Source organism: Enterobacter cloacae complex sp. 394I7 (assembly GCF_057320345.1).
This window is the reverse complement of record NZ_JBXWCR010000002.1, coordinates 203,795-229,487: the sequence shown is the minus strand read 5'-3', so window position 1 is coordinate 229,487 and position 25,693 is coordinate 203,795. Positions and strand designations below refer to the sequence as shown.

Annotated in this window: 22 protein-coding genes and 1 other RNA gene; 6 read left to right on the top strand and 17 right to left on the bottom strand. The window is 55.1% G+C overall.

The window, feature by feature from the left end:
• Positions 1 to 33 precede the first annotated feature (33 nt).
• From AC2FAP_RS12160 to AC2FAP_RS12125, 8 genes are all read right to left on the bottom strand, one after another.
• The gene (locus tag AC2FAP_RS12160) at positions 34 to 777 is read right to left on the bottom strand and encodes an SDR family oxidoreductase (RefSeq protein WP_014171520.1); all 744 of its coding nucleotides are present in this window, start codon (positions 775 to 777) and stop codon (positions 34 to 36) included.
• 74 nt (positions 778 to 851) lie between these two features.
• Positions 852 to 3,725: an aminomethyl-transferring glycine dehydrogenase gene (gene gcvP / locus AC2FAP_RS12155; protein WP_449541306.1), complete on the bottom strand. Its 2,874-nt coding sequence runs from the start codon at positions 3,723 to 3,725 to the stop codon at positions 852 to 854.
• A 125-nt stretch (positions 3,726 to 3,850) separates the two neighbouring features.
• Positions 3,851 to 4,240 (bottom strand): glycine cleavage system protein GcvH, encoded by a 390-nt coding sequence (gene gcvH / locus AC2FAP_RS12150; protein ID WP_014171522.1) that lies wholly within the window; start codon positions 4,238 to 4,240, stop codon positions 3,851 to 3,853.
• Positions 4,241 to 4,263: 23 nt separating this feature from the next.
• Complete coding sequence (gene gcvT, locus AC2FAP_RS12145; RefSeq protein ID WP_040018862.1) at positions 4,264 to 5,358, bottom strand: glycine cleavage system aminomethyltransferase GcvT; 1,095 nt, start codon at positions 5,356 to 5,358, stop codon at positions 4,264 to 4,266.
• A 430-nt stretch (positions 5,359 to 5,788) separates the two neighbouring features.
• Entirely contained in the window at positions 5,789 to 6,991 is a 1,203-nt protein-coding gene (gene ubiI / locus AC2FAP_RS12140) for an FAD-dependent 2-octaprenylphenol hydroxylase (protein ID WP_032680331.1), read from the bottom strand.
• A 12-nt stretch (positions 6,992 to 7,003) separates the two neighbouring features.
• The gene (gene ubiH, locus AC2FAP_RS12135) at positions 7,004 to 8,182 is read right to left on the bottom strand and encodes a 2-octaprenyl-6-methoxyphenyl hydroxylase (protein ID WP_449541307.1); all 1,179 of its coding nucleotides are present in this window, start codon (positions 8,180 to 8,182) and stop codon (positions 7,004 to 7,006) included.
• Positions 8,179 to 9,492: a Xaa-Pro aminopeptidase gene (gene pepP / locus AC2FAP_RS12130; RefSeq protein ID WP_449541338.1), complete on the bottom strand. Its 1,314-nt coding sequence runs from the start codon at positions 9,490 to 9,492 to the stop codon at positions 8,179 to 8,181. The genes ubiH and pepP overlap by 4 nt, the downstream gene beginning before the upstream one ends.
• A gap of 31 nt (positions 9,493 to 9,523) precedes the next feature.
• Positions 9,524 to 10,102, bottom strand: a complete 579-nt coding sequence (locus AC2FAP_RS12125; RefSeq protein ID WP_025203274.1) for a YecA/YgfB family protein — start codon at positions 10,100 to 10,102, stop codon at positions 9,524 to 9,526.
• A gap of 168 nt (positions 10,103 to 10,270) precedes the next feature.
• Here AC2FAP_RS12125 and zapA point away from each other — a divergent pair, with 168 nt between their 5' ends.
• The 3 genes from zapA (at position 10,271) to AC2FAP_RS12110 (ending at position 11,447) form a co-directional block, all read left to right on the top strand.
• Positions 10,271 to 10,600: a cell division protein ZapA gene (gene zapA / locus AC2FAP_RS12120; RefSeq protein WP_006811891.1), complete on the top strand. Its 330-nt coding sequence runs from the start codon at positions 10,271 to 10,273 to the stop codon at positions 10,598 to 10,600.
• Positions 10,601 to 10,641: 41 nt separating this feature from the next.
• A non-coding RNA gene (gene ssrS, locus AC2FAP_RS12115) (6S RNA) lies at positions 10,642 to 10,825 on the top strand.
• 25 nt (positions 10,826 to 10,850) lie between these two features.
• Positions 10,851 to 11,447, top strand: a complete 597-nt coding sequence (locus tag AC2FAP_RS12110) for a 5-formyltetrahydrofolate cyclo-ligase (RefSeq protein WP_185791319.1) — start codon at positions 10,851 to 10,853, stop codon at positions 11,445 to 11,447.
• 45 nt (positions 11,448 to 11,492) lie between these two features.
• Here AC2FAP_RS12110 and serA read toward each other — a convergent pair whose 3' ends face one another.
• Both serA and rpiA read right to left on the bottom strand, forming a co-directional pair.
• Positions 11,493 to 12,725, bottom strand: coding sequence for a phosphoglycerate dehydrogenase (gene serA, locus AC2FAP_RS12105; RefSeq protein ID WP_185791320.1), 1,233 nt, complete (start codon positions 12,723 to 12,725; stop codon positions 11,493 to 11,495).
• A gap of 272 nt (positions 12,726 to 12,997) precedes the next feature.
• Positions 12,998 to 13,657: a ribose-5-phosphate isomerase RpiA gene (gene rpiA / locus AC2FAP_RS12100; RefSeq protein WP_014171530.1), complete on the bottom strand. Its 660-nt coding sequence runs from the start codon at positions 13,655 to 13,657 to the stop codon at positions 12,998 to 13,000.
• Between the two features lie 127 nt (positions 13,658 to 13,784).
• Between rpiA and argP the strand changes: the two genes are divergently transcribed.
• Entirely contained in the window at positions 13,785 to 14,678 is an 894-nt protein-coding gene (gene argP, locus AC2FAP_RS12095) for a DNA-binding transcriptional regulator ArgP (RefSeq protein WP_008499727.1), read from the top strand.
• 47 nt (positions 14,679 to 14,725) lie between these two features.
• On the opposite strand, the gene AC2FAP_RS12090 is transcribed toward argP, so the two are convergent.
• From AC2FAP_RS12090 to tkt, 7 genes are all read right to left on the bottom strand, one after another.
• Positions 14,726 to 15,466: an oxidative stress defense protein gene (locus tag AC2FAP_RS12090; RefSeq protein WP_025203272.1), complete on the bottom strand. Its 741-nt coding sequence runs from the start codon at positions 15,464 to 15,466 to the stop codon at positions 14,726 to 14,728.
• A gap of 91 nt (positions 15,467 to 15,557) precedes the next feature.
• A complete protein-coding gene (gene argO, locus AC2FAP_RS12085) occupies positions 15,558 to 16,193 on the bottom strand; it encodes an arginine exporter ArgO (protein ID WP_014171533.1) in 636 nt (211 codons plus the stop codon).
• Positions 16,194 to 16,339: 146 nt separating this feature from the next.
• Entirely contained in the window at positions 16,340 to 17,194 is an 855-nt protein-coding gene (gene mscS, locus AC2FAP_RS12080; RefSeq protein ID WP_014171534.1) for a small-conductance mechanosensitive channel MscS, read from the bottom strand.
• Positions 17,195 to 17,381: 187 nt separating this feature from the next.
• A complete protein-coding gene (fbaA, locus tag AC2FAP_RS12075) occupies positions 17,382 to 18,461 on the bottom strand; it encodes a class II fructose-bisphosphate aldolase (protein WP_014171535.1) in 1,080 nt (359 codons plus the stop codon).
• Positions 18,462 to 18,552: 91 nt separating this feature from the next.
• The gene (gene pgk, locus AC2FAP_RS12070) at positions 18,553 to 19,716 is read right to left on the bottom strand and encodes a phosphoglycerate kinase (protein ID WP_014171536.1); all 1,164 of its coding nucleotides are present in this window, start codon (positions 19,714 to 19,716) and stop codon (positions 18,553 to 18,555) included.
• Between the two features lie 49 nt (positions 19,717 to 19,765).
• Entirely contained in the window at positions 19,766 to 20,785 is a 1,020-nt protein-coding gene (gene epd / locus AC2FAP_RS12065) for an erythrose-4-phosphate dehydrogenase (RefSeq protein WP_014171537.1), read from the bottom strand.
• A 382-nt stretch (positions 20,786 to 21,167) separates the two neighbouring features.
• Positions 21,168 to 23,159 (bottom strand): transketolase, encoded by a 1,992-nt coding sequence (tkt, locus tag AC2FAP_RS12060; RefSeq protein ID WP_020883715.1) that lies wholly within the window; start codon positions 23,157 to 23,159, stop codon positions 21,168 to 21,170.
• Positions 23,160 to 23,431: 272 nt separating this feature from the next.
• Here tkt and loiP point away from each other — a divergent pair, with 272 nt between their 5' ends.
• Both loiP and AC2FAP_RS12050 read left to right on the top strand, forming a co-directional pair.
• Positions 23,432 to 24,190 carry a metalloprotease LoiP gene (loiP, locus tag AC2FAP_RS12055; RefSeq protein WP_020883714.1) on the top strand — a complete coding sequence of 253 codons (759 nt, stop codon included), beginning with the start codon at positions 23,432 to 23,434 and terminating at the stop codon, positions 24,188 to 24,190.
• 220 nt (positions 24,191 to 24,410) lie between these two features.
• Positions 24,411 to 25,679, top strand: coding sequence for an OprD family outer membrane porin (locus AC2FAP_RS12050; protein ID WP_485452942.1), 1,269 nt, complete (start codon positions 24,411 to 24,413; stop codon positions 25,677 to 25,679).
• Positions 25,680 to 25,693: the final 14 nt, after the last annotated feature.

Below are 25,693 nucleotides of genomic sequence, written 5' to 3'. Positions count from 1 at the left end.
TTTTCTCCTCTCCCCGATGGGGAGAGGAGATGTTTATTTCCCACCCGCCAGTTCAATAAAACTTCCCGTCACATACGAGGCTTTCTCGCTCAGCAGCCAGACAATCGCCTGCGCCACCTCTTCCGGCTGACCGCCACGCTGCATAGGCAGCATGGATTTGACCCTATCCACCCGGCCCGGCTCACCGCCAGATGCATGAATCTCGGTGTAAATCAGCCCGGGACGCACGCAGTTTACGCGGATCCCTTGCGCTGCCACTTCCAGCGATAATCCCGTCGTCAACGAATCAACAGCACCTTTGGACGCGGCGTAATCCACATATTCACCCGGAGCACCGAGGCGCGATGCCGCGGATGACACGTTCACGATCGCGCCGCCTTTGCCACCATGTCTGAACGACATGCGTTTTACCGCTTCGCGGCAGCAGAGGAAATAACCGGTCACGTTCGTGGCTAACACGCGGTTGATCCGTTCAGCGGAGAGGTGTTCAATCGTGGATTGTTCAAACAGGATCCCGGCGTTGTTCACCAGTGCGGTAAGCGGTCCGGCTTCACGATCGATACTGTCGAACATTGCCAGCACCTGAGCTTCATCACTGATATCTGCACGCACGGCAAACGCGTTACCCCCCGCGTCGGTAATCATCGTGATCACATCCGTCGCGGCTTTAATGTTGTGGTGATAGTTCACCGCCACGGTGTAGCCTTCGCGCGCCAGCTGCAGCGCGGTGGCTTTACCGATACCGCGGCTGGCGCCGGTGACCAGTGCAATTGCCATCTATGTCTCCTTATAAAAAAAGCCGGGTAGCGTTAACGCTGACCCGGCCTGTACACATTATAACCGCGGAACGATTACTGGTATTCGCTCATTGGCACACAAGAGCAGAACAGATTACGGTCACCGTAGACGTCATCGAGACGTTTCACGGTCGGCCAGTATTTGTTTGCTATGCCGGCCGGGAACACCGCCTGCTCACGGGTATAATCGTGCTCCCACCCGGAGACCAGCTCATTCTGGGTGTGCGGTGCGTTAACCAGCGGGTTATCAGCCAGCGTCCACTCACCGGCTTTCACGCGGTCGATTTCAGTGCGGATAGCCAGCATCGCGTCAATAAAGCGGTCCAGCTCAACTTTGCTTTCAGACTCGGTGGGTTCAACCATCAGCGTACCCGCCACCGGGAACGACATGGTTGGCGCATGGAATCCGTAGTCGATCAGACGCTTAGCAATATCCAGCTCGCTGATACCTGTCTCTTCTTTCAAAGGACGGATATCGAGGATGCACTCGTGCGCCACACGACCATCACGGCCCGTGTAGAGCACCGGATACGCTTCTTTCAGACGCGTTGCGATGTAGTTAGCGTTGAGGATAGCCACCTGGCTTGCCTGCTTCAGCCCTTCCGCGCCCATCATGCGGATGTACATCCAGCTGATGGGCAGGATTGAAGCGCTACCGAACGGTGCCGCAGAGACCGCGCCCTGACGGGTCAACATGCCTTCAATCTGCACTACGCTGTGGCCTGGGACAAACGGCGCCAGGTGTGCTTTCACACCGATTGGGCCCATACCCGGGCCGCCACCGCCGTGTGGAATACAGAAGGTTTTATGCAGGTTCAGGTGCGACACATCCGCGCCGATAAAGCCCGGAGAGGTAATGCCAACCTGTGCGTTCATGTTTGCACCGTCGAGATAAACCTGACCGCCGAACTGATGGACGACTTCACACACTTCACGGATGGTCTCTTCGTACACACCGTGGGTGGACGGGTAGGTCACCATGATGCAGGAGAGTTTTTCGCCCGCCTGCTCGGCTTTCGCACGCAGATCGGCCAGGTCAATATTGCCATTCTTGTCGCAGGCCACCACCACCACTTCCATACCCGCCATCTGGGCAGACGCCGGGTTGGTGCCATGCGCAGAACTCGGGATCAGGCAGATATCGCGATGCCCTTCATTGCGGCTTTCGTGATAGTGACGAATTGCCAGCAGGCCCGCGTATTCCCCCTGCGCCCCGGAGTTTGGCTGCATGCAGAGTGCATCGTAACCGGTCAGCTTCACCAGCCAGTCGGAGAGCTGGTTGATCATCAGATGGTAACCTTCGGCCTGCTCTGGTGGGCAGAACGGGTGCAGCTCGGAAAATTCAGGCCAGGTGATTGGGATCATCTCTGCCGCAGCGTTCAGCTTCATGGTGCAAGAGCCCAGCGGGATCATCGCCTGGTTCAGCGCCAGGTCTTTGCGCTCCAGAGAGTGCATATAGCGCATCATCTCGGTTTCGCTGTGGTAGCGATTGAACACCGGGTGAGTCAGGATCGCATCATCACGCAGCATGCTTTCCTGGATAGAGCGGCTGTCGAGCGCGACATCTTTATCGAGCGTATCAATGTCCAGGCCGTGCGCATCGCCCAGCAAGACGTTAAACAGGTTAACGATATCTTCGCGGGTAGTGCTTTCATCCAGGGTAATGCCTACCGCGTTATGGATGTCGCTACGCAGGTTGATCTCTGCCGCGTCAGCACGAGCCAGCACCGCGGCTTTGTCAGCCACCTCAACGCACAGCGTGTCAAAATAATGGGCGTGGCGCAGTTTCAGGCCTTTCTGCTGCAGACCACAGGCCAGAATATCCGCCAGACGGTGAATACGGCTGGCAATGCGTTTCAGGCCAACCGGACCGTGGAAGACAGCGTACAGGCTGGCGATATTGGCCAGCAGGACCTGCGAGGTACAGATGTTGGAGTTCGCTTTCTCACGACGAATATGCTGCTCGCGAGTCTGCATTGCCATGCGCAGCGCGGTGTTACCGGCGGCATCTTTTGAAACGCCGATGATACGGCCAGGCATGGAGCGTTTGAATTCATCTTTTGCGGCAAAGAACGCCGCATGTGGGCCACCGTAGCCCATCGGGACACCAAAGCGTTGTGCAGAACCGAAAACAATGTCCGCGCCCTGTTTACCTGGAGCCGTCAGCAGGACCAGCGCCATAAAATCAGCCGCGACGCTGACAACCACTTTGCGGGCCTTCAGCTCAGCAATCAGTGCGCTGTAGTCGTGAACGTCGCCGGTGGTGCCGACCTGTTGCAGCAGCACGCCAAACACATCCTGATGATCGAGGACTTTGTCGGCGTCGTCGACAATCACGTCAAAACCAAAGGTTTCGGCACGGGTACGAACCACATCAAGCGTTTGCGGATGCACGTCCGCTGCCACGAAGAAGCGGTTGGCATTTTTCAGTTTGCTCACGCGCTTCGCCATTGCCATTGCTTCGGCGGCGGCGGTGGCTTCATCCAGCAGTGAAGCGGACGCGATATCCAGGCCGGTCAAATCCAGCGTAACCTGCTGGAAGTTCAGCAGCGCTTCCAGACGGCCCTGAGAAACTTCTGGCTGATACGGGGTGTAGGCGGTGTACCAGCCCGGGTTTTCCAGCATATTACGCAGAATAACCGGGGGTAACTGCACGTTGGTGTAGCCCATGCCAATGTAAGACTTATAGCGCTTGTTCAGGCCGGCAATTGCCTTCAGCTCCGCCAGAGCGGCGAATTCAGTGGTGGCTTCACCCACCTGAGGCGGCGTGGCAAGCTGGATGTCTTTTGGCACAATCTGGCCGATCAGTGCATTTAATGAATCCGCGCCAACTGTCTTCAGCATCTCCTGCTGTTGCTGAGCATCCGGCCCAATGTGACGTTCAATGAAGGCGCCACGGTTTTCAAGCTGGCTTAAAGTCTGTGTCATGAGCGATGGTTCCTGAAACGTGCAGTGAATGTGTTTTCTCCCTCTCCCTGAGGGAAAGGGCTGGGGTGAGGGTGTCGTCTGTTCCCCTCACCCTACCCTCCCCCCAAAGGGGAGAGGGTTAAGGCTTACTCGTTTTCTAACAGCGCTTCGTACGCGGTGGCATCCAGCAGCGCGGCGACCTGCGATTCGTCGCTGGCTTTGATCTTGAAGATCCAGCCGCCTTCATAAGGCTCGCTGTTCACCAGCTCCGGGGAGTCGCTCAGGGCGTCGTTCACGGCAACAATTTCACCGCTTACCGGGGCGTAGATATCAGAAGCCGCTTTTACGGACTCGGCCACGGCGCAGTCATCGCCTGCTTCCACGGATGCGCCGACTTCAGGCAGGTCAACAAACACCATGTCGCCCAGCAGCTCCTGCGCATGCTCGGTGATCCCTACGGTGTAAGTGCCGTCCGCCTCTTTGCGCAGCCACTCGTGTTCTTTGCTGTATTTCAGTTCTGCTGGCACATTGCTCATTGAAGTTCTCCTGATAAAAATGATTAGGCGACCGGCTTACCGGCGCGAACAAAAATCGGTTTGGTCACGTTGACCGGCATTTCACGGTTGCGGATTTGCACCACTGCCGTTTCGCCAATGCCCGCCGGAACACGCGCCAGTGCAATACTGTAGCCCAGCGTCGGGGAGAAGGTACCGCTGGTGATCACGCCTTCACGCGGGTTGCCGTCAGCATCTGTAAAACGCACCGGCAGCTCGCCGCGCAGCACGCCTTTCTCGGTCATCACCAGGCCTACCAGTTGTTCAGTGCCCTTTTCACGCTGCATTTCCAGCGCTTCACGGCCAATAAACTCACGGTCAGCAGGTTCCCAGGCGATGGTCCAGCCCATGTTGGCCGCCAGCGGTGACACGCCTTCATCCATCTCTTGCCCGTAGAGGTTCATACCGGCTTCCAGACGCAGCGTATCGCGCGCACCCAGACCTGCCGGCTTAACGCCGGCTTCCACCAGCGCACGCCAGAAATCGGCGGCTTTCTCATTCGGCATGGCAATTTCATAGCCCGCTTCACCGGTGTAGCCGGTGGTCGCGATAAACAGATCGCCCGCCTGTACGCCGAAGAACGGCTTCATGCCGTCGGTGGCTTTACGCTGCTCATCGGTGAACAGAGAGGCGGCTTTAGACTGCGCGTTCGGCCCCTGTACGGCGATCAGCGACAGATCATCGCGGACGGTGATGTCGATGGCGTAAGGCTCAGCGTGTTGGGTAATCCAGGAGAGGTCTTTTTCGCGGGTGGCGGAGTTTACAACGAGGCGGAAGAAATCTTCAGAGAAGTAATAGACGATGAGGTCATCAATTACGCCGCCGGAGGCATTTAGCATGCCGGTGTAGAGCGCTTTGCCTGGCGTCTTCAGTTTGGCGACGTCGTTTGCCAGCAGATAACGTAAAAACTCCCGGGTGCGGCTGCCATGCAGGTCGACAATCGTCATGTGTGACACGTCGAACATACCGGCATCGGTGCGCACCGCGTGGTGCTCATCAATCTGCGAGCCGTAGTGCAGCGGCATCATCCAGCCATGGAAGTCCACCATGCGTGCGCCGCATAACACGTGTTGTTCGTACAAAGGAGTCTGTTGAGCCATCTTTTCCTCGTTGAATAAGCAGGGCTGTCTTGCGTTTCGCACACCTGAACAGTGCCACGAAACCCGGCGCCGCGATCGCTTTCTGGACCCCGACGCAAACGTTCTCTTTTACCTGAACTTACCACCGAAACCGGCGATTAACCATAAGGTAAAACGGGCCATCACATTAGCTTATGACCTAAAAACACGAAAAAGCTTACAGAATTATTCACTGGCAAACTGCGATTAAACCCGCATAAAATTAACATTGCTCTAACAGGATTTAGCAGATGGTGATATTTCATGCGGAAAAACGGGCGGAATTTCCGTAACATAAAAATAGTAAGATTAGATTTTCTAATGCGAAAAATGCGGTGAAATTAGATTATTTCAAACGAGTGAATTTCCCCGGCGCAGAGGCCGGGAAAACAAAGTGTGACGGGGGTCTATATTAGCGCAGCCAGTCCGGCAGGTCGTTAAGACCCATCGCCTGGCGAAGGAGTTGAGGTTTTACGCCCGGAAGGGTATCGGCAAGTTTAAGGCCGAGGTCGCGCAGCAGTTTTTTCGCTGGATTCGCGCCGGCAAACAGCTCACGGAAACCCTGCATGCCTGCCAGCATCACCGCTGCACTGTGCTTACGGCTACGTTCGTAGCGACGCAGATAGAGATGCTGGCCGATATCTTTGCCTTCGCGATGCAGGCGACGCAACTCTTCTACCAGCTCTGCCGCGTCCATAAAGCCAAGGTTCACGCCCTGCCCGGCCAGCGGATGGATCGTATGCGCCGCGTCACCCACCAGCGCCAGACGGTGCGCCGCAAACTGACGCGCATAGCGTCCGGTTAACGGGAACACCAGCCGCTCGCTCTCAAGGGTGCATAGCCCAAGACGGTTATCAAACGCGACGCACAGCGCCTGGTTAAACGCCTCGGGAGTCGCCTCCTGCATCTGTTGCGCTTTATCAGGAACCAGAGACCAGACAATCGAACACAGGTGCGGATCGCTCAACGGCAGGAATGCCAGAATGCCGTCATTGTGGAAAATTTGGCGCGCCACCCCACCGTGCGGCTCTTCAGTGCGAATCGTTGCCACCAGAGCATGATGGCGATAGTCCCAGAACGTCAGCGGAATATCCGCCTTGTTACGCAGCCAGGAGTTGGCACCGTCAGCGCCCACGACCAGTCGCGCGGTCAGCATGTCACCGCTTTGCAGGGTGATAAAGGCGTCGTTTTCTCCCCAGGCGACCTGCTGGATTTGCGCCGGTGCCAGCAGCGTGACATCGCTGCAGGACTGCGCTTTTTGCCACAGAGCATGGTGAATAACGGCATTTTCGATGATGTGTCCCAGATGGCTGTAGCCCATGCTTTCATCATCAAACGCGATATGACCAAAGCTGTCTTTGTCCCACACTTCCATGCCGTGATAACAGCTGGCACGCTGCGCCACGATCTCTGACCAGACGCCAAGGTGCGTCAGCAACTTTTCACTGGCCGCATTGATTGCCGAGACGCGCAGTTCCGGCGGCGCGTCCTGCGCGACAGGCTGAGGCACGTTTTGCTCCAGTACCGCAACGCGCAGGCCGCTGCCCTGTAAACCACAGGCCAGCGCCAGTCCTACCATTCCGCCGCCAACGATGGCGACATCAACATTTTGCACGGTGATAACTCCTTAACGCGCGACCCAACCAAGAGTCCGCTGCGCCAGCACGTCACGTGCCGGAATGAATAATTCCATCGCCATTAGCCCAAGATTGCGGCCTGCAACCAGGGGTGCCCAGCGATTGGCAAACAGGTGCACCAGACCATCCGTCACACCAATCGTCGCCTCTTTATCTGCCCGGCGTCGCTTCTGGTAATGGCTGAGCACCGACCAGGCACCACAGTCTTTTTGCTCGCTCCACGCCTGTGAAAGCGCTTCTGCCAGGCTCATCACGTCGCGAAGCCCGAGGTTAAACCCCTGCCCGGCGATGGGATGCAATGTCTGCGCGGCATTGCCGACCAGCGCCATGCGATGGGAGATAGACTGCGAGGCGGTGGTCAGCGACAACGGGTATACGCTCCGCTTTCCCGCGTGGGTAATACGTCCCAGCCGCCAGCCAAAGGCTTTTTGCAGCTCGGTACAAAAACGTTCGTCAGACCAGGTCTGTATCTCAGCCGCGTTGTCCTGCGGATGGCACCACACCAACGAACTGCGATCGTGGGACATGGGCAGCATCGCCAGCGGGCCATGCTGGGTGAAACGCTCAAAAGCGCGGCCGTTGTGAGCGCCCGCTGTCGAAACGTTAGCAATGACGGCCACCTGCCCGTAGGGCTGTTGTCGCCACTCCACGCCGCACTGCGTGCCGAGCGAAGAGCGCGAACCGTTTGCCGCTACCAGAAGCTGGCCTTCAAGGACGGTACCGTTATCCAGCACCACGTTGACCGACGCGTCACTGCGGCTAAAGCTGGCCACACGCGCCGGGCAATGCAGGGTCACGCCTGGCGCATCCTTAAGCAGGCGGAACAGGCGTAACCCGACGTCGTGCAGCTCCACGACCCGGCCCAGCGCATCTATACGGTAATCATGCGCATCCAGAGTAACGAAACCGGCATGACCGCGATCGCTGACGTGAACGGTTTTAATCGCCGTCGCGCAGTCGGCTATCGCCTGCCAGATGCCAATGCGTGAGAGTTGCTGACAGGTACCCTGCGCCAGTGCAATGGCGCGGGCATCAAAACCGGGGTGTTCAGAGGCCTCTGGCGCAACGGCCTCCACCAGATGCACCGGCAGTTTTCCCTGCGTAAAATGCGAGATGGCCAGTGCCAGCGTGGCTCCGGTCATCCCGCCGCCAACGATAGTCACGCTCATACGCGTGCCGCTGCCATCAGCGCCTCGATATCGTCAGCATTTTTCACGACGCTGGCGGTCAGGTTTTCGTTGCCGGTTTCGGTAATGACGATGTCGTCTTCGATACGAATGCCAATCCCGCGGTATGCTTCCGGCACGTCGGCATCCGGCGCGATATACAGCCCCGGCTCAACGGTTAATACCATGCCTGGCTCCAGCACGCGGGAACGATCGGCACCGTATGCTCCCACGTCATGCACATCCAGCCCCAGCCAGTGGCTCAGGCCGTGCATAAAGTACGGACGATGCGCGTTCTCGGTAATCAGGGTATCCACGTCGCCTTTCAGGATACCGAGCTTCACCAGACCGGTGATCATGATGCTCACCACTTCGCCGGTCACTTCCTGAATGGACGTGCCTGGACGGTACAGCCTGAGCGCCGTCTCGAGCGATTCGAGGACGATGTCATACACCGCGCGCTGTGCGGGGGTGAATTTACCGTTCACCGGGAACGTACGGGTAATATCGCCCGCATACCCCTGGAATTCGCATCCGGCGTCAATCAGCACCAGATCCCCGTCGCGCAGCGCACTTTCGTTTTCGGTGTAGTGCAGAATGCAGCCGTTTTCACCGCCGCCGACAATGGTGTTGTATGAAGGATAACGCGCGCCGTGGCGGTTAAATTCGTGATGAATCTCCCCTTCCAGCTGGTATTCAAACATTCCCGGGCGGCATTTCTCCATGGCGCGGGTGTGTGCCAGCGCACTGATTTCACCCGCGCGGCGCATCACGTCCAGCTCTTCCGGGGATTTGAACAGACGCATCTCATGCACCACCGGACGCCAGTCCGTCAGGGTGGCTGGCGCGGACAGATTCTGCCTCGAACCTTTGCGCAGCTTATCCAGAGCAGTAAAGACAATCTCATCGGCATACGCATACTCGCCCTGCGCGTGGTAAAGCACATCCAGGCCATTGAGCAGTTGATAGAGCTGCTGGTTGATTTCACTGAATGCCAGCGCCCGATCCACCCCCAGCTTCTCTGGCGCAGCCTCTTGCCCTAAGCGGCGGCCAAACCAGATTTCTGCAGTGAGATCGCGTACGCGGTTAAAAATCACGCTGTGGTTGTGGGTGTCATTACTCTTAATCAGCACCAGTACCGCTTCCGGCTCGTTGAAGCCGGTGAAGTACCAGAAATCGCTGCTCTGGCGATAGGGGTATTCGCTGTCGGCGCTGCGCGTCACTTCTGGCGCAGCAAAAATCAGCGCGGCGCTGCCCGGCTGCATATTGGCCAGCAGCGCCTGACGACGGCGCGAATACTCTTGATTTGAGATAACCATGACACCCTCCTGTGCGTTATTTTTCTTAATGTAAGGTTGGCTTGCGGACTTCCGGCGCGGTCGGCTGCGAACGCGTAAAGTGGTCGTGGCACAGCAATGCTGCGACGCGAACGTATTCGATGATCTCTTCGAGAGACATTTCCAGCTCTTCCTGGTCTTCGTCTTCATCGTAGCCCAACTGCGCAATGTTACGCAGATCGTCGATCGCCTCACCCGCTTCGCCGGTCACTTTATCGAGTTTCGGCTGCGTGACGCCCAGCCCCAACAGGTAGTGGTTGACCCAACCTGCGAGCGCATCGGCACGATCGAAGACGCTGACGTCATCGCCTTCAGGCAGATAAAGCTGAAAAAGGAAGCCATCGTCTTCCAGCGAATCGCTGATCGCGGAGTGCATTTTACGCACGGCTTCCGCCAGCTCGTGACCAAACGCCAGCCCTTCGTTCGTCAGGTCGTGGATCAGCGGCTGCCATGAGCTGTCGCTGTTTCCGCCGCACAGCATGCCACTGATCAGACCGTGCATTTCCGCAGAGGTTAAACCGACTCCCTGCTGGTTCAGTAACTGGTTTAAATCCTTGTAACCAGGCATTTCGTTCTGTATAGACATGCGCATTCGTCATCGTTGGGAGGAATATTCATGATATGCTACCACTTTGGACCCTGGTGATACCAGAAAAGGGCTTGTATCTTCACATCAGGGTAGCTATAGTGTCGCCCCTTCGCAGCCCCCGGGGCAGTAAGCGAAGGCAGCGCAGTCAATCAGCAGGAAGGTGGCATGTCTGCACAACCCGTCGATCTCCAGATTTTTGGCCGTTCACTGCGAGTGAATTGTCCGCCTGAACAAAGGGATGCCTTGAATCAGGCTGCGGACGATTTGAATCAGCGGTTGCAAGATCTCAAAGAACGCACTAGAGTCACAAATACTGAGCAGCTGGTTTTCATCGCCGCGTTGAACATCAGTTATGAACTGACTCAGGAAAAAGCGAAGACCCGCGATTACGCGGCAAGCATGGAGCAGCGCATTAAAATGCTCCAGCAGACCATTGAACAAGCATTGCTTGATCAAGGTCGCAATCCCGAAAGACCGGGACCAAAGTTTGAATAACACTTCTCAGTTGACTATGGTAGAGTAACTGTGAAGACAAAATTTCTCTGAGATGTTCGCAAGCGGGCCAGTCCCCTGAGCCGATATTTCATACCACAAGAATGTGGCGCTCCATGGTTGGTGAGCATGCTCGGTTCGTCCGAGAAGCCTTAAAACTATGACGACACATTCACCTTGAACCAAGGGTTCAAGGGTTACAGCCTGCGGCGGCATCTCGGAGATTCCCTCTCTTTTTCTTCTACCGACTACCATGACCCAACTCCCTGAAGTCTCTTCCTCACGCCAGGACATCCGTCAGCTCATGCGTCAACGCCGTCGTGCGTTAACTCCCGAACAGCAAGCACAGTTTGCCCAGCAAGGCGCAGCCCGTATGATGGCCTATCCCCCTGTTGTGATGGCGCGTACCGTCGCCCTGTTCCTCTCATTTGATGGCGAGTTGAATACTCAACCGCTGATAGAACAGCTGTGGCGCGCCGGGAAAAGAGTGTACCTGCCGGTGCTGCATCCGTTTAGCCGGGGAAATTTGCTGTTTTTACATTACCATCCGCACAGCGAACTGGTGGTGAATCGTCTGAAAATCACCGAACCAAAACTCGACGTCCGCGACGTCCTCCCCCTATCAGAACTGGATGTGCTGATCACGCCGCTGGTGGCGTTTGATGAGCAGGGTCAGCGCTTAGGGATGGGTGGCGGTTTTTATGACAGGACGCTGCAAAACTGGCAGCAGTATCATTTACAGCCTGTGGGGTACGCACATGACTGTCAGGGCGTGGAAGCCTTGCCGATAGAGAAGTGGGATATTCCGCTGCCTGCGGTAGTGACGCCGGGCAAAACCTGGCGCTGGTAAAATAAAGCCGGGTAGCGACCCGGCTTTATGCTCACAGAAACAGAATCAGTACAGCAGACGGGCACGAATGGTACCCGGAATAGCCTTCATGCTCTGCAGCGCTTTTTCCGCTACATCTTCGTCCGCTTCAATATCAATCACCACGTAACCCATCTGAGAGTTCGTTTGCAGATACTGTGCGGCAATGTTGACGCTCTGCTCGGCAAAGATCTGGTTGATCGCAGTCAGCACGCCCGGACGGTTTTCATGGATGTGCAGCAGACGACGGCCACCGTGCAACGGCAGAGACACTTCCGGGAAGTTCACGGCAGAGAGCGTAGAACCGTTGTCGGAGTATTTGCTCAGCTTGCCCGCGACTTCCAGACCGATATTTTCCTGCGCTTCCTGCGTCGAGCCGCCGATGTGCGGCGTCAGGATCACGTTGTCGAATTCGCACAGCGGAGAGTTGAACGGATCGCTGTTGGTAGCAGGCTCAGTCGGGAAGACGTCGATTGCCGCCCCCGCCAGATGCTTACGCTTCAGCGCATCGCACAGCGCCGGAATATCGACAACCGTACCGCGCGCGGCGTTGATCAGCAGTGAACCTGGCTTCATCAGCGCAAGTTCCTCAGCACCCATCATGTTTTTCGTCGACGCATTTTCCGGCACATGCAGGCTGACCACGTCGCTCATGTTCAGCAGGTCAGAGAGGTGTTGAACCTGAGTGGCGTTGCCCAACGGCAGTTTGCTTTCGATATCATAAAAATAGACATGCATCCCCAGGGATTCAGCCAGGATCCCCAGCTGAGTACCGATGTGGCCATAGCCGATGATACCGAGTTTTTTACCACGGGCTTCGTATGAACCCGCAGCCAGTTTGTTCCACACGCCGCGGTGCGCTTTGGCGTTAGCTTCCGGAATACCACGCAGCAACAGCAGCAGCTCGCCAATCACTAACTCCGCCACGGAACGGGTGTTGGAGAACGGGGCGTTAAAGACAGGCACACCGCGTTTTGCGGCGGCATTCAGATCAACCTGGTTGGTACCGATGCAGAAACAGCCGATGGCAACCAACTTTTCCGCCGCGGCAATCACGTCTTCAGTCAGTTGGGTACGGGATCGCAGGCCAATGAAATGGGCATCACGGATGGACGCTTTCAGCTCTTCGGTGTCCAGCGCGCCTTTGTGAAATTCGATGTTGGTGTAACCTGCTGCACGAAGGCTATCAAGCGCTTTCTGATGCACGCCCTCAACCAGCAGGAATTTAATCTTGTCTTTCTCCAGTGATACCTTTGCCATTTACCTTACCCGACCCTGTTTTTGTCTGAACTGATGTTGTGCTGGATTTAAATCCGCTGTAGCCAACATATCAAAAAAAACTATTGCAGCAATATGAACGTTTGCGTCGGCACTCTGAAGAAAAGTCATACAGAGCAAAATGACAGAGGAAAATGCTGTAGAAATTTGCGAATACGGCAGGATCGGCAAACGAGAGGTAAAAAGCGTGACACAAGTCACCGAATTTAGCTTTTCAAAATTTTTTTAGCGGGGGGAGGGCTCCCCCCATCAGATCATTTTACGATGGTTTGCACGCCATCTGCCGTGCCGATCAGCGCGACATCCGCGCCACGGTTGGCGAATAACCCTACAGTCACTACGCCTGGAATACCGTTAATGGCATTTTCCAGCGCAATGGCGTCGAGAATTTCCAGACCGTGAACGTCGAGGATCACGTTGCCGTTATCAGTGATGACGCCCTGACGATATTCCGGGCGTCCACCCAGTCTCACCAGTTCACGCGCCACAGCGCTACGCGCCATTGGGATCACTTCTACCGGCAGCGGGAATTTACCCAGGATATCAACCTGCTTTGACGCATCGGCGATACAGATGAATTTATCCGCCACGGAGGCGATGATTTTTTCACGCGTCAGCGCCGCACCGCCGCCTTTGATCATCTGCATATGGCCGTTGATTTCATCCGCGCCATCCACGTAGATGCCAAGACGGTCAACTTCATTCAGATCGAAAACGGTAATGCCAAGGCTTTTCAGCTTTTCCGTGGAAGCGTCGGAGCTGGAAACTGCGCCCTCGATCTGCCCTTTCATCGTGCCCAGCGCATCGATAAAGTGTGCCGCCGTCGAGCCCGTACCAACACCGACAATGGTACCCGGTTGCACATACTGGAGAGCGGCCCATCCTACTGCTTTTTTCAGTTCATCCTGCGTCATGATCGTTTAGCCTGTGGTGTGAAAACGTAGGCCGCATTATAGAACACGTCGGATGGATTTCGTCTGCCACGAAGGGAAAATTGTGTCATAGTGCAGATTAAGCAAAATTAAGGAGTCAGCCAGAGCAATGAAACGTCCGGACTACAGAACACTACAGGCACTTGATGCAGTTATTCGTGAACGCGGTTTTGAGCGCGCAGCGCAAAAGCTTTGTATCACTCAGTCCGCCGTATCACAACGCATCAAGCAGCTGGAGAACATGTTCGGGCAGCCTCTGCTGGTACGTACCGTTCCACCGCGTCCAACGGAGCAAGGGCAAAAGCTCCTCGCCCTGCTGCGCCAGGTTGAACTGCTCGAAGATGAGTGGCTGGGCGACGAACAGACCGGCTCAACGCCGCTGCTGCTCTCGCTGGCGGTGAACGCCGACAGTCTGGCAACCTGGCTGTTGCCAGCCCTTGCGCCGGTATTAGCAGACTCCCCGATTCGCCTGAATCTGCAGGTTGAAGATGAAACCCGTACACAGGAGCGCCTGCGACGCGGTGAAGTGGTTGGGGCGGTCAGTATCCAGCCTCAGGCGCTGCCGAGCTGTCTTGTCGATCAGCTGGGCGCACTGGACTACCTGTTTGTCGGCTCAAAAGCGTTTGCCGAGCGCTACTTCCCGAACGGCGTCACCCGCGCCGCGCTGCTGAAAGCCCCTGCGGTGGCGTTCGACCATCTGGACGATATGCATCAGGCCTTCCTGCAGCAAAACTTCGATCTGCCGCCGGGCAGCGTGCCATGTCATATCGTGAACTCGTCTGAAGCGTTTGTGCAGCTCGCACGTCAGGGCACCACCTGCTGTATGATCCCGCACCTGCAGATAGAGAAAGAGTTGAAAAGCGGTGAGCTGATTGACTTAACGCCGGGGCTGTATCAGCGCCGGATGCTCTACTGGCACCGTTTTGCGCCAGAAAGCCGCATGATGCGCAACGTCACCGACGCGCTGCTGGCGTATGGGCATAAGGTGTTGAGACAGGATTAAGGAACAATCCCCCTCTCCTGACGGGAGAGGGGGAAAGTGAAGACAGATTACTGCGCTTTTGCCGGCTCAGTCTGCTGACTTTGGGTCGGCTGCAGCTGGAACACCACATCAACCTGATCGTCGAACTGAATCGTCGGTTGCTCATAAGTTTCCTGAGCAGACACCGGTGCCGCGTCGGCCTTCATCATCCGTACCATCGGGCTTGGCTGATAATTTGAGACGTGGTAACGCACGCTGTATACCGGACCGAGCTTACTGTTGAACCCGGACGCCAGCTGTTGCGCCTGATGGATTGCATCATCAATGGCGGCTTTACGCGCCTGGTCTTTGTATTTTTCCGGTTGCGCAACGCCCAGTGAGACGGAACGAATTTCGTTCAGACCCGCTTTCAGCGCGCCATCCAGCAGCGAGTTCAGTTTATCGAGCTGACGCACGGTCACTTCAACGGTGCGCACGGCACGGTAGCCTTTCAGGATGCTTTTACCGTTCTGGTAGTCGTAATCAGGCTGGGTACGCAGGTTGGCAGAGCTGATGTCTTTTTTAGCGACACCGTTCTGCTCCAGGAAAGAGAGATATTGCGCAACACGATCGTCAGCCTGCTTCTTGGCAGAAGCGGCATCTTTCGCGGCCACGTTCACTTCAATTGCCAGCGTTGCAACATCGGGTACCGCATCCACGCTTGCGGTGCCTGAAGTGACGATGTGCGGGCCATCAGGCAATTCACTTGCCTGCACCGACACCGCACCTAAACTCACTAATGCCGCCAGGGCCATCACTTTAAACTTCACTGTCATTCCTCCATGTTGCGAAGAGTGCCCAACAACAGGGCGCATGCCAGCAAGCTTAGCGGCTCTCGCTCAGTTGTCCATAAGACAACGCTTAGTTGAGCAATTCCTGAACATGATGAATCCCCTCTTTTGCCAGCTGAAAGGCGATAAACCACATCACCACGCCCACCAGCGTGTTGATGATCCGCTGGGCTTTAGCGGTACGCAGACGCGGGGCCAGCCATGCCGCCAGAATCGCGAGACCGAAGAACCACAGGAATGAGGCGCTGACGGTACCCAGGGCAAACCAGCGTTTTGGCTCAACGTCGAGCTGCCCACCCAGGCTGCCCAGCACCACAAAGGTATCCAGATAAACGTGCGGGTTGAGCCAGGTGACCGCCAGCATGGTGACGATAATCTTCCAGCGGCCCTGCTTCATGACCTCGGCGCTCGCCAGTTCGAGATTGCTGCTCATTGCCGTTTTCAGCGCCCCAAACCCATACCACAGCAGGAACGCTACCCCACCCCAGGTCACCAGCGCCAGAAGCCAGGGAGACTGCATCAGCAGCGCACTGCCGCCAAAGATTCCGGCGCAGATCAACAGCAAATCGCTCACCGCGCACAGCAGGGCAATCATAAGATGATACTGGCGGCGAATGCCCTGGTTCATCACGAACGCGTTCTGCGGGCCAAGGGGAAGGATCATGGCCGCACCTAATGCAAGACCTTGAAAATAATAAGATAACATGAATAAATTCTCAGCAAGTTGTCCTGGGAGCTGACTATACTGCGAGAATCTTATTAGAGGAAATTGATAATATTAATTGGTGATTAGTATTGCTAATAAAAAGGCCCGGTGGCGTTGCCGCTCACCGGGCCTGCTGAGGAAGAGGATTACTCGGCTTCTTTCTCGCGTTTAAGGTTCACGTCCATCTGTGGATACGGGAAGCTGATCCCGTTGGCATCAAAATCACGTTTGATACGTTCCAGAACATCCCAGTAAACGTTTTGCAGATCGCTACTTTTGCTCCAGATGCGCACGACAAAGTTGATGGAGGATGCCCCCAACTCGTTCAGGCGAACGGTTTGCTCTTTATCTTTCAGAATACGATCGTCGGAAGCAATGATATTGGCGATCAGCGATTTCACCTGATCGATATCAGAATCATACGCCACGCTGATAATCAGCTCGTTACGACGCACCGGCTCGCGGGAAAAGTTAATGATGTTGCCCGCGATAATTTTCCCGTTCGGTACCACCACGATACGGCCATCAACAGTTCGCAGGGTGGTTGAGAAAATCTGCACCTGCAGTACGGTGCCGGCAATACCGCCCAGGTCAACGTACTCGCCAGAGCGGAACGGACGGAAGGTTACCAGCAACACACCCGCAGCCAGGTTCGAGAGCGACCCCTGCAGTGCCAGACCAATGGCCAGACCGGCGGCACCGAGAACAGCAATCACCGAGGCAGTCTGTACGCCAACACGCCCCAGTGCAGCAATCAGCGTAAAGGCAATAATACCGTAGCGCACCAGTGCAGAGAGGAAGTCAGCCACAGTGGCGTCAATGTGACGCGCCAGCATCACGCGGTTTACGGCGTTTGATACGATACGCGCCACGATCATCCCGACGATGATGATGGCAATCGCCGCGACGATGTTAACGGCATAGCTCAGCAGCAGCGCCTGGTTGCGCACCAGCCAGTTACCGGCATTATTGATGCTGTCTACAACATCGAGTTGTTCCATTTAGTCTTCCTTTTGTTATCCCAAAAACACAAAATCCATCCCCCATGGAGACAGGCAGGTCAGTAAAGGGTAAACAAAAAGGACCGGTTTTGCCAAACAGATCACATAAACGGACCGGGCAGACCATTGAAAAAGCATAAAAAAAGGCCCGCATTCGCGGGCCTTCTGATGCTATGAGGAGCTTAAATTACAGAACGTCAACCGCGTTCAGTTCTTTGAAAGCCTGCTCCAGACGCGCCACCATGGAAGTCTGCGCAGCACGCAGCCATACACGTGGATCGTAGTATTTCTTGTTCGGCTGGTCTTCGCCTTTCGGGTTGCCCAGCTGGCCCTGCAGGTAAGCTTCGTTCGTTTTGTAGTACTGCAGGATACCGTCCCATGTTGCCCACTGGGTGTCGGTATCGATGTTCATTTTCACTACGCCGTAGCTTACGGAGTCTTTGATTTCCTGAGCAGAAGAACCGGAACCGCCGTGGAAGACGAAATTCAGGCTGTTGTGCGGCAGGTTGTGTTTCTTAGAAACGTATTCCTGAGAATCACGCAGGATAGTTGGGGTCAGAACCACGTTACCTGGTTTGTAAACGCCGTGTACGTTACCGAAGGACGCTGCGATGGTGAAGCGTGGGCTGATTTTGCTCAGCTCGGTGTAAGCGTAATCAACGTCTTCTGGCTGGGTGTACAGTGCAGAAGCGTCCATGTGGCTGTTGTCCACGCCGTCTTCTTCACCACCGGTGCAACCCAGTTCGATTTCCAGGGTCATGTCCATTTTGGCCATGCGCGCCAGGTACTTAGAGCAGATTTCGATGTTTTCGTGCAGGGACTCTTCAGACAGGTCGATCATGTGAGAAGAGAACAGTGGCTTACCGGTCGCTGCGAAGTGTTTTTCACCCGCGTCCAGCAGACCGTCGATCCACGGCAGCAGTTTCTTCGCGCAGTGGTCAGTGTGCAGGATAACCGGAACACCGTAGTGTTCAGCCATCTGGTGTACATGGTGCGCACCAGAGATTGCGCCCAGGATTGCCGCGCCCTGAGGAACGTCAGTTTTCACGCCTTTACCAGCGATGAATGCTGCGCCACCGTTAGAGAACTGAACGATAACCGGTGCTTTAACTTTTGCAGCAGCTTCCAGTACGGCGTTAATGGAGTCGGTACCAACGCAGTTAACTGCTGGCAGAGCGAAGTTGTTTTCTTTAGCTACCTGGAACACTTTCTGAACGTCATCACCAGTGATCACGCCAGGTTTTACGAAATCAAAAATTTTAGACATGTTGCTTAGTCCTGTATCTTCGGCCGTTAGAAAAGGTGCGAGCTCTTAAAGCGCGCTGAAAATTGGGCAGGTTTCCCTGCCCTTGAATGGCTTACTTCTTAGCGCGCTCTTCGAGCATTGCTACTGCTGGCAGTACTTTGCCTTCCACGAACTCGAGGAATGCGCCGCCACCAGTGGAGATGTAGGAGATCTTGTCAGAAATACCGAACAGGTCGATTGCTGCCAGCGTATCACCGCCGCCTGCGATAGAGAACGCTTCGCTGTCTGCGATAGCGTTAGCAACGATTTCAGTACCTTTGCGGAAGTTCGGGAATTCGAACACGCCAACAGGACCATTCCACAGGATAGTTTTCGCGTTTTTCAGGATTTCAGCCAGTTTCTGTGCAGAAACGTCGCCCAGGTCCAGAATCTGCTCATCATCTTTGATGTCGTTAACAGATTTCAGGGTCGCAGTCGCTGTTTCAGAGAACTCAGTCGCGACGCGAACATCCGTTGGAACCGGGATATCGCAGGTGGTCAGCAGACGTTTTGCTTCGTCAACCAGATCCGCTTCGTACAGGGATTTACCGACGTTATGGCCTTGTGCCGCCACGAAGGTGTTCGCGATACCACCGCCAACGATCAGCTGGTCAGCGATTTTAGACAGGGAATCCAGTACGGTCAGTTTGGTAGAAACTTTAGAACCACCAACGATTGCAACCATTGGACGAGCAGGTTCTTTCAGCGCTTTACCCAGTGCGTCCAGCTCAGCAGCCAGCAGAGGACCGGCACACGCGACGTCTGCGAATTTACCGATACCGTGGGTTGAAGCCTGCGCACGGTGAGCAGTACCGAAGGCATCCATCACGAATACGTCACACAGTGCAGCGTATTTTTTGGACAGCGCTTCGTCGTCTTTCTTTTCGCCTTTGTTGAAGCGAACGTTTTCCAGAACAACCAGTTCACCGGCAGCGATGTCTACGCCGTCCAGGTAATCTTTTACCAGGCGAACCGGGTTGGACAGTTTGTCTTTCAGGTAATTAACAACTGGCAGCAGAGAGAACTCTTCATTGTACTCGCCTTCAGTTGGACGACCCAGGTGGGAGGTCACCATCACTTTAGCGCCCTGCTTCAGAGCCAGTTCGATGGTTGGCAGAGATGCACGGATACGCGCGTCGCTGGTCACTTTGCCATCTTTAACCGGTACGTTCAGATCAGCACGGATGAAAACGCGTTTACCAGCCAGATCCAGATCGGTCATCTTAATTACAGACATGGTGAATCCTCTCGTTGATTCTTAAAGTTTTGCAGACGCACGATGCGTCTTACCTGAAACCTTGAGCGGCCATTGCTAACGTGGTGTCGAGCATTCGGTTAGCAAAGCCCCATTCGTTATCACACCAGACCAGCGTCTTGATAAGGTGTGCGCCACTGACGCGCGTTTGAGTGCCATCGACAATGGCGCTGTGCGGGTCGTGGTTAAAATCTACTGAGACCAACGGTAATTCCGTATAGTCAACTATACCATGAAATGCCCCCTGTGCCGCTTTTTGCAGCAACAGGTTGACTTCACAGGCTTTTACCGGTTTTTTCACCGTCACGCTCAGGTCAATTGCGGTGACGTTAATCGTCGGTACACGTACGGCAATTGCTTCAAAACGATCGTTAAACTGCGGGAAAAAACGGGTGATACCTGCCGCCAGTTTTGTGTCAACCGGAATGATTGACTGGCTCGCGGCTCGCGTGCGTCGTAAGTCCGGATGATAGGCGTCAATCACCTGCTGATCGTGCATCGCTGAATGAATCGTGGTTACGGTGCCGGATTCAATGCCATACGCATCGTCTAACAGTTTGATGACCGGAATAATGCAGTTGGTGGTGCAGGAGGCGTTGGAAACAATGCGGTGTTCGGCTTGCAGCTCATGCTGATTCACGCCAAATACGACGGTCGCGTCGAGGTCGTTGCTGCCAGGATGGGAAAACAGGACTTTTTTCGCACCTGCTGTCAGATGCGCTTCGCCATGCTCGCGGTTACCGTATACGCCAGTACAGTCAAGTACGATATCCACACCCAGTTCACGCCACGGTAGCCCGGCAATACTGCTCTCATGCAGCACGCGGATGGCATCGTCGCCGACAAACAGCTGATCTCTTTCCTGGCGAACATCCCAGGCAAAGCGTCCGTGGCTGGTGTCATATTTCAACAAATGCGCCATGCCCGCAGCATCCGCCAGTTCGTTGATAGCCACCACGGTTATTTCCGCCCGACGCCCGGATTCATATAAAGCACGAACCACGTTACGCCCGATGCGACCGAAGCCATTAATCGCTACGCGTACGGTCATAGATCTCCTGCAAAGCTATCCCTGAGTTTGAGGTGGCTGAAAGAGTAATCCAGCTACGCCCGAAGGGGAATCCTTGCTGTCACAAACTGCGATTGATTGGTCAATTGTCGAACATTTAGTCGACTGAAACGCTTCAGCTAGAATAAGCGAATCAGGGAATAAAAGGAATGTCTGTCCAGAGCAATAAGCGCGCTATATGACTTGCGTCACATTTCGGATGGAATAATTCACAGGAACGTTACATGTTTGAGGAATAGTGGACATATAAGGCGGATAGCGTGAAAAAAACAAAACGGTAACCCAAAGGTTACCGTTTAGGGTGTTTGCGCCCTCTTCTCAGTGAGAGCACGGACAGGGGCTCGCGCCCCTACCCTACAAACGATTACAGCAGTTCTTTTGCTTTCGCGACAACGTTTTCAACGGTGAAGCCGAACTCTTCGAACAGCAGCTCTGCCGGAGCAGATTCACCGAAGGTGGTCATGCCGACGATGGCGCCGTTCAGGCCCACATATTTGAACCAGTAGTCAGCGATACCTGCTTCTACTGCCACGCGCGCGGTAACGGCTTTAGGCAGTACGGATTCGCGGTAGGCGGCATCCTGCTTGTCGAACGCATCGGTAGACGGCATGGAAACCACGCGCGCTTTAACGCCTTCGGCAGACAGTTTTTCCCATGCGGCAACAGCCAGCTCAACTTCAGAACCGGTCGCGATGAAGATCAGCTCTGGCTGACCCGCGCAATCTTTCAGCACGTAACCACCACGGGCGATGTTCGCCAGCTGCTCTGGAGTACGCTCCTGCTGTGCCAGGTTCTGGCGGGAGAGGATCAGTGCGGTTGGACCGTCCTGACGCTCAACACCGTATTTCCACGCCACGGCGGACTCAACCTGGTCACATGGACGCCATGTGCTCATGTTTGGCGTCACGCGCAGGGAAGCCACCTGCTCTACCGGCTGGTGAGTTGGACCATCTTCGCCCAGACCGATGGAGTCGTGGGTGTAGACCATCACCTGACGCTGTTTCATCAGCGCAGCCATACGCACGGCGTTACGCGCGTACTCGACAAACATCAGGAAGGTAGAGGTGTACGGCAGGAAACCACCGTGCAGGGAGATACCGTTTGCAATCGCGGTCATACCGAATTCACGCACACCGTAGTGGATGTAGTTACCGGCAGTGTCTTCGTTGATTGCTTTAGAACCAGACCAGATTGTCAGGTTAGATGGCGCCAGGTCAGCGGAGCCGCCCAGGAATTCTGGCAGCAGCGGACCGAACGCTTCAATCGCATTCTGAGAGGCTTTACGGCTGGCGATTTTGGATGGGTTCGCCTGCAGTTTAGCAATGAACTCGTTCGCTTTGGCGTCGAAGTCAGACGGCATGTCACCCTTCATACGACGGGTAAATTCAGCCGCTTCCTGTGGGAAGGCTTTCGCATAGGCAGCGAACTTCTCGTTCCATGCGGATTCTTTCGCCTGACCCACTTCTTTAGCATCCCACTGCGCGTAAATTTCAGATGGGATTTCGAAAGCAGGATATTTCCAGCCCAGCGCTTCGCGCGTCAGAGCGATTTCCGCGTCGCCCAGTGGCGCACCGTGGGAATCGTGGGTACCCGCTTTGTTCGGAGAACCGAAACCAATGATGGTTTTGCACATCAGCAGTGACGGCTTGTCCGTCACAGCGCGCGCTTCTTCTACTGCACGTTTAATCGAGTCAGCATCGTGACCGTCAACGCCACGCACAACGTGCCAGCCGTAAGCTTCGAAACGCTTCGCGGTGTCGTCAGTGAACCAGCCTTCAACGTGACCGTCGATGGAGATGCCGTTGTCGTCATAGAACGCAACCAGTTTGCCCAGCTTCAGGGTACCTGCCAGGGAGCACACTTCGTGAGAAATGCCTTCCATCATGCAGCCGTCGCCCATGAATGCGTAGGTGAAGTGGTCAACAATGTCATGACCTGGACGGTTGAACTGCGCGGCCAGGGTTTTCTCGGCAATCGCCATACCCACCGCGTTAGCAATACCCTGACCCAGCGGGCCGGTGGTGGTTTCTACACCTGCGGTGTAACCCACTTCCGGGTGTCCTGGCGTTTTGGAGTGCAGCTGGCGGAAGTTTTTCAGCTCTTCAATTGGCAGATCGTAGCCAGTGAGGTGCAGCAGGCTATAGATCAGCATTGAGCCGTGGCCATTAGACAGCACGAAACGGTCGCGGTCAGCCCAGGAAGGGTTCTGCGGGTTGTGGTTCAGGAAATCGCGCCACAGGACTTCGGCGATATCAGCCATACCCATTGGGGCGCCCGGGTGGCCGGATTTGGCTTTCTGTACTGCGTCCATGCTCAGCGCACGAATAGCATTAGCAAGCTCTTTACGTGAGGACATTTTAACTCCAGATCGGACTGTTAAAGGCCATGCCCTTGACGACAGCGCGTTTTGGGCTACGCCGGAAAAAAGTGCCAACAATGTAACCCAAGCGGCATGTCATGTACATGGAGCATTCTTTTGCAGCTTAAGAAATCTCTGGATCATGCTCGCATGTTGCGCAATCTGCTCGCCCGGCCCCGTAGATATTCCTTATACTTAGCCCGACCCCGGCTTCGTTGCCGGTGCACTTTTCAGATTTTATTCAGATTAACGAGTACGGAAGCGACATCATGAAAATGCGTGCAATAGTGCTGGCCCTGGGTACAACGCTCCTGCTGAGCGGCTGTCAGAATATGGATTCTAACGGCCTGATGTCCTCAGGCGCAGAAGCCTTTCAGGCCTACTCCCTGAGCGACGCACAGGTTAAAGCGCTGAGCGACCAGGCCTGTAAAGATATGGACGGAAAAGCCACGCTTGCCCCGGCCAATAGTACCTACACGCAGCGTCTGAATAAGATAGCCTCCGCGCTGGGTGATAACATTAACGGCCAGCCGGTGAACTATAAGGTGTACATGGCCAAAGATGTAAACGCCTTCGCGATGGCGAACGGCTGCATCCGCGTTTACAGCGGGCTGATGGATATGATGACCGACAACGAAGTTGAAGCGGTTATCGGCCATGAAATGGGCCACGTTGCACTTGGCCACGTGAAGAAAGGCATGCAGGTTGCGTTAGGCACTAACGCCATCCGCGCCGCGGCGGCGTCTACGGGCGGTATCGTCGGCAGCCTGTCACAGTCGCAGCTTGGCGATGTGGGTGAAAAGCTGGTTAACTCTCAGTTCTCGCAGCGTCAGGAATCCGAAGCGGATGACTACTCCTACGATCTGTTGCGCAAACGCGGCATTAATCCATCAGGTTTAGCCACCAGCTTCGAAAAACTGGCCAAACTGGAAGCTGGTCGCCAGAGCTCTATGTTTGATGACCACCCGGCGTCAGAAGAGCGCGCACAGCATATTCGCGACCGTATGGCCGCAGACGGAATTAAATAATTCGAAAGGAGGCATATTTGCCTCCTTTTTATTTCGCATGAATTGTTAATTTAACCGCACATATCGGTAATAGCACTTGAGTACCTTTCTAAGCCGCGCAAACACTGGCTTATTGCCCTGAAACGTCTCGTCACATAATTATTGCAATCATTTACCATTCGGGTAATTATCGAGCTCGCAGTAATTCAATTTACAATATTAAGACAGAGACGTTCCCTCCGTGAAAAAAGAATTATCATTAATTGCGTTAAGTTTATTCGCCGCATTACCCGCCGTTGCAAGCCAGCAATCCGACAGCAAAGGCTTTGTTGATGACAGCCATTTAGATCTGTTTTTACGCAATGCGTATATCAGCCGTGATTATCATCAGGGCCAGCAGGACAAAGCCGAATGGGGTCAGGGTATCGTTGCCACGTTTGAATCCGGCTATACCGAAGGGCTGGTTGGCTTTGGTGTGGACGGCATTGCCCAGTATGGCGTGCGTCTGGACGGCGGTCGTGGAAAGAGCGGCGCGGGCGGCATTGACTTCTTTAAACAGGAAGACGATGGCCGGGCTAAATCCGATCTGGCGAAATTTGGCGCCACAGCAAAAATGCGTATTTCCAATACCGTGCTGAGCTACGGTAACCAGCGTCCGGAATTACCGATTGTTAATGCCGACAATTCCCGTCTGCTGTTTGAAAGCTTTACCGGCACCATGCTGACCTCAAAAGAGATCGCGGGTCTGGAAGTGAACGCCGGTTACTTCACCGATGAGCAGCGCAAAAGTGACGACCGCCACGACAGTGGCCTGAAGAACCTCTCCTTCGGCGGTGCGAGCTACCAGTTCAACGACCAGTTCAGCGGTGCGCTGTATGCCTCTCATGTGGAAGAGGTGATGAACAAGCAGTACCTGGGAATGAACTTCAAACAGCCGTTCAGCACCGGGCAACAGCTGGTGCTCGATTTCAACGGCTATAACTCACGCCTAGATCAGCGCTACGCAGACAGCCTTGATACCGGACGCAGCAATAGCATCTGGAGCCTGGCGGCAAGCTACATCTGGGATATTCATACCTTCAAGGTAGCGTATCAGCAGAGCAGCGGCAGCACCGGCTATCACTATGGCAGCTATCGCGATCAGGGTGGCGTAGGTGACGGCGGCAATACCATCTGGCTGGCGAACTCCTACTGGTCTGATTTCAACGGCGAAGACGAGCGCTCATGGCAGGCTTCTTACGCGCTGGACTTCGGCGGTCTGGGCTTATCGGGCCTGAGCTGGACCACAGCTTACGTGCGTGGCGACAACATCAAGACCTCTGAAACCAGCAACGGTAAAGAGCATGAGTGGTTTAACCAGATCCAGTATCAGGTGCAGGACGGCCCGGCTAAAGATCTGAAACTGAAACTCCGTTACTCCGTCCTGCGCGTGTCCAGCAACGCCAGCGACTATAACGTGGGCGGGGATGAGATCCGCGCGTACGTGGAATACCCGTTTAACGTGTTCTGATTAAGCCCCTCACC

Coding starts and splice junctions, on each gene's coding strand:
- AC2FAP_RS12160 (WP_014171520.1), bottom strand. CDS start 777: ATGGCAATTGCACTGGTCACCGGCGCCAGCCGCGGTATCGGTAAAGCC.
- gcvP (WP_449541306.1), bottom strand. CDS start 3,725: ATGACACAGACTTTAAGCCAGCTTGAAAACCGTGGCGCCTTCATTGAA.
- gcvH (WP_014171522.1), bottom strand. CDS start 4,240: ATGAGCAATGTGCCAGCAGAACTGAAATACAGCAAAGAACACGAGTGG.
- gcvT (WP_040018862.1), bottom strand. CDS start 5,358: ATGGCTCAACAGACTCCTTTGTACGAACAACACGTGTTATGCGGCGCA.
- ubiH (WP_449541307.1), bottom strand. CDS start 8,182: ATGAGCGTGACTATCGTTGGCGGCGGGATGACCGGAGCCACGCTGGCA.
- AC2FAP_RS12125 (WP_025203274.1), bottom strand. CDS start 10,102: ATGTCTATACAGAACGAAATGCCTGGTTACAAGGATTTAAACCAGTTA.
- zapA (WP_006811891.1), top strand. CDS start 10,271: ATGTCTGCACAACCCGTCGATCTCCAGATTTTTGGCCGTTCACTGCGA.
- AC2FAP_RS12110 (WP_185791319.1), top strand. CDS start 10,851: ATGACCCAACTCCCTGAAGTCTCTTCCTCACGCCAGGACATCCGTCAG.
- serA (WP_185791320.1), bottom strand. CDS start 12,725: ATGGCAAAGGTATCACTGGAGAAAGACAAGATTAAATTCCTGCTGGTT.
- rpiA (WP_014171530.1), bottom strand. CDS start 13,657: ATGACGCAGGATGAACTGAAAAAAGCAGTAGGATGGGCCGCTCTCCAG.
- argP (WP_008499727.1), top strand. CDS start 13,785: ATGAAACGTCCGGACTACAGAACACTACAGGCACTTGATGCAGTTATT.
- argO (WP_014171533.1), bottom strand. CDS start 16,193: ATGTTATCTTATTATTTTCAAGGTCTTGCATTAGGTGCGGCCATGATC.
- mscS (WP_014171534.1), bottom strand. CDS start 17,194: ATGGAACAACTCGATGTTGTAGACAGCATCAATAATGCCGGTAACTGG.
- fbaA (WP_014171535.1), bottom strand. CDS start 18,461: ATGTCTAAAATTTTTGATTTCGTAAAACCTGGCGTGATCACTGGTGAT.
- pgk (WP_014171536.1), bottom strand. CDS start 19,716: ATGTCTGTAATTAAGATGACCGATCTGGATCTGGCTGGTAAACGCGTT.
- epd (WP_014171537.1), bottom strand. CDS start 20,785: ATGACCGTACGCGTAGCGATTAATGGCTTCGGTCGCATCGGGCGTAAC.
- tkt (WP_020883715.1), bottom strand. CDS start 23,159: ATGTCCTCACGTAAAGAGCTTGCTAATGCTATTCGTGCGCTGAGCATG.
- loiP (WP_020883714.1), top strand. CDS start 23,432: ATGAAAATGCGTGCAATAGTGCTGGCCCTGGGTACAACGCTCCTGCTG.